Source organism: Mycobacterium sp., from assembly GCF_035499775.1.
Lineage (GTDB): Bacteria > Actinomycetota > Actinomycetes > Mycobacteriales > Mycobacteriaceae > Mycobacterium.
Genome location: NZ_DATJYB010000331.1, coordinates 1 through 2,842, shown reverse-complemented (window position 1 = coordinate 2,842; position 2,842 = coordinate 1). Strand labels below are relative to the sequence as shown.

Sequence of the window (2,842 nt, the reverse complement as noted above, 5' to 3'; positions counted from 1 at the left end):
GTCCGAGTCGTTGACCATCGACGAGCCGGATCTCGTTGGGTACCTTGGTCGGCCGCGCTTCACTCCCGAATCGGAGGAGCGCACCGCCGTGCCAGGCGTTGCGACCGGTCTGGCGGTCACTGGCCTCGGTGGCGATGTGCTCTACATCGAGGCGAACGCCACCGACGGCGAGCCGGGCCTGCAGTTGACGGGCCAGCTCGGCGACGTGATGAAGGAGTCGGCGCAGATCGCGCTGTCCTACGTGCGCTCGCACGCCGCCGAGTTGGGTGTCGACCCGAAGACGCTGGACCGGCGCATCCACGTGCACGTGCCCGCGGGCGCGGTGCCCAAGGACGGCCCGTCGGCCGGTGTGACGATGGTGACCGCGCTGGTGTCGATGGCCACCGGTCGTCAGGTGCGCTCCGACGTCGGCATGACCGGCGAGGTCACGCTGAACGGCCGGGTGCTGCCGATCGGCGGCGTCAAGCAGAAGCTGCTGGCCGCCCAACGTGCCGGTCTGTCAACGGTTTTCATACCGCAGCGCAACGAGCCGGATCTGGACGACGTGCCCGATGAGGTGCTCGGCGCGCTGACGGTCAAGCCGATGACCGATGTCGCCGAGATCGTCGCCCAGGCGCTCGAACCCGCGGCTGAGAAAGCGCCGGCCGCTGCCTGATACCGCGAGCACGTTCCTAAGCGTCTAGGCGGACGAAGTCGTCGTGCCGGTACAGCTGTACGCACTCGGCTCGTCTGACCTTGCCGCTGGTGGTGATGGGAATCGAGCCAGCGGATACCAGCACCAGATCGGACACGCTTAGACCATGCGAGGTCGATACCGCCGCGATGACTTCACGCTTGACGACGCCCAGCTTGTCCATCGCATCCTGGTCGGAGTCGCCCCGCTTCTTGAGTTCGATGATGGCAACCAGCTTCTCGACATCATCGCCGGGAACCGCGATCGCTACGCAGCGGCCCAGGGTGATCTCCTGGATCGTTGCCTCGATGTCATCGGGAGAATGATTGCGCCCGTAAACGATCAACAGATCTTTGATGCGGCCGATGATGAACAAGTCGCCCTCAGAGATGAAGCCCAAATCTCCGGTTCGCAGCCAAGGCCCTTCGGGTGTGCCGGCCGACGGGGTGACCAGCCGCGCTCCGAAGGTGCGCTCAGTTTCGTCGGGATTGTGCCAATAGCCGACGGTGACGTTGTCGCCGTGCACCCACATCTCTCCGACGGTTCCCGCTGGACACTCGGTCAGGGTTTCGGGATCGACGACTCGCACGTCAGGTGGTGGCAGCAGGGGGTAGCTGACCAATGGAGTGCCCTGCGTGCTTGGACATCGCTCTGCGTGGCCCTCGGCGAGTTTGTCGGACTCGAAGTGAACGATTTGTGGTGGTTGACCCGCTTTGCTGGTCGCCACGTATACCGTCGCTTCTGCCAACCCATATGAGGGGCGTAGCGCATTGACGTCAAGATTGAAGGGGGCGAACCGGTCGATGAAGCGGCGGAGCGTTGCCGGGTGTATTCGTTCGCTACCGCTGACGATGCTGAGCACGCCGCCGAGGTCAAGCCCGGCCATGTCGTCGTCCGATACTTTGCGTGCCGCTAGTTCGTAGGCGAAGTTCGGTGCCGCCGAAAATACGTCAGAATTGCTCGCCATCAACTGCATCCACCGCGCCGGCCGCTGCAGGAACGCCACCGGGCTCGTGAGCACGGTCCGAAAGCCCCCGAGAATCGGTCCGCAAACTCCCAGAAACAAACCCATGTCATGGTAGAACGGCAGCCACGACACAACAGTGCAGTCCAATGGCGCCACGCCGTCGCGGTCCGCAAAGTAGCCGGACATCAGCTGGGAGAAATTGGACAGCAGATTTTGATGGGAAATCATTACCCCAGCCGGTTGCCGAGTCGATCCAGAAGTGTATTGCAAATACGCCGTGTCCCGACAATTTTCGTCGTCAGCGCCCGATCGTATTGGAGAGTCCAGATTCAGCAGATCGACCTCGATGATTGATGGCGCGGGTTCACCCGGCTGCGGCGTAACATGCTGGGCGACATGGCCTATGACAGCAGATGTCGTGAGAATGACAGTGGGCGTCGCGTCGCGCAGCACCGAATCAACACGCGCATCACTGGCGCCACCCAGCGGGACCAAAAGCGGAACCGCGATAAGTCCCGCTTGCAGTGCGCCCAGAAAAGCAACGATGTAATCGACTCCCTGGGGGGCCAATATCACCGCGCGGTCGCCAGCGCATGCACAAAGTCTGAGTTCCCGTGCCACATTAAGCGCTCGCCGATACAACTGAAACCACGTCAGGCTCTCGGCGACCCCGGCCCAGTCCTGCTCGTAATCAATAAATGTAAACGCCGTGCCATTAGGGTGCACATTGACGCACTGGCGCAACATTGCAGGAATGGAATTTTTTATCACCACAACACATTACCGCTGGGCTGCCCGCGACACTGCGCTTCGCGGATTTGGCCGCAGGCGGGTGAGCCCGCCGCGCGGCCTGCCGCCGGCGGTCCCCGCGGACTCCCAGACCTGTCAGCTTGGATGGCCAGCGTGTTGGTTACTCCACACATCCGCTAAGCGGCCCATTGCGCCAAGATCGGATCGTGCAGAATCACTGCTATGGCCGATCTTCAGGATCTCAAACGGCGGATGGTGCACGGCATGCAACGGCTGGTGGTCAATCCAGTAGGCCGGCAGCTGCCGGTGACGATGCTCGAAACCACCGGACGTAAGTCGGGACAGCCACGGCGCACCGCCGTCGGAGGAAAGGTGATCGACAACCAGTTCTGGATGGTCTCCGAACACGGCGAGCATTCGGACTACGTCCGCAACATCAAGGCCAACCCGGC

At 62.5% G+C, this 2,842-nt stretch carries 3 protein-coding genes; 2 read left to right on the top strand and 1 reads right to left on the bottom strand.

Annotated elements, in window-relative coordinates; genetic code table 11:
* A partial coding sequence (locus VML93_RS20970; protein ID WP_325613644.1) for a S16 family serine protease occupies nucleotides 1-655 on the top strand: 655 nt, incomplete at its 5' end.
* Nucleotides 656-671: 16 nt separating this feature from the next.
* On the opposite strand, the gene VML93_RS20965 is transcribed toward VML93_RS20970, so the two are convergent.
* Nucleotides 672-2,411 carry an AMP-binding protein gene (locus tag VML93_RS20965; protein ID WP_325613642.1) on the bottom strand — a complete coding sequence of 580 codons (1,740 nt, stop codon included), beginning with the start codon at nucleotides 2,409-2,411 and terminating at the stop codon, nucleotides 672-674.
* Nucleotides 2,412-2,612: 201 nt separating this feature from the next.
* Between VML93_RS20965 and VML93_RS20960 the strand changes: the two genes are divergently transcribed.
* On the top strand, nucleotides 2,613-2,842 hold a 230-nt coding region (locus VML93_RS20960), incomplete at its 3' end, for a nitroreductase/quinone reductase family protein (RefSeq protein ID WP_325613640.1).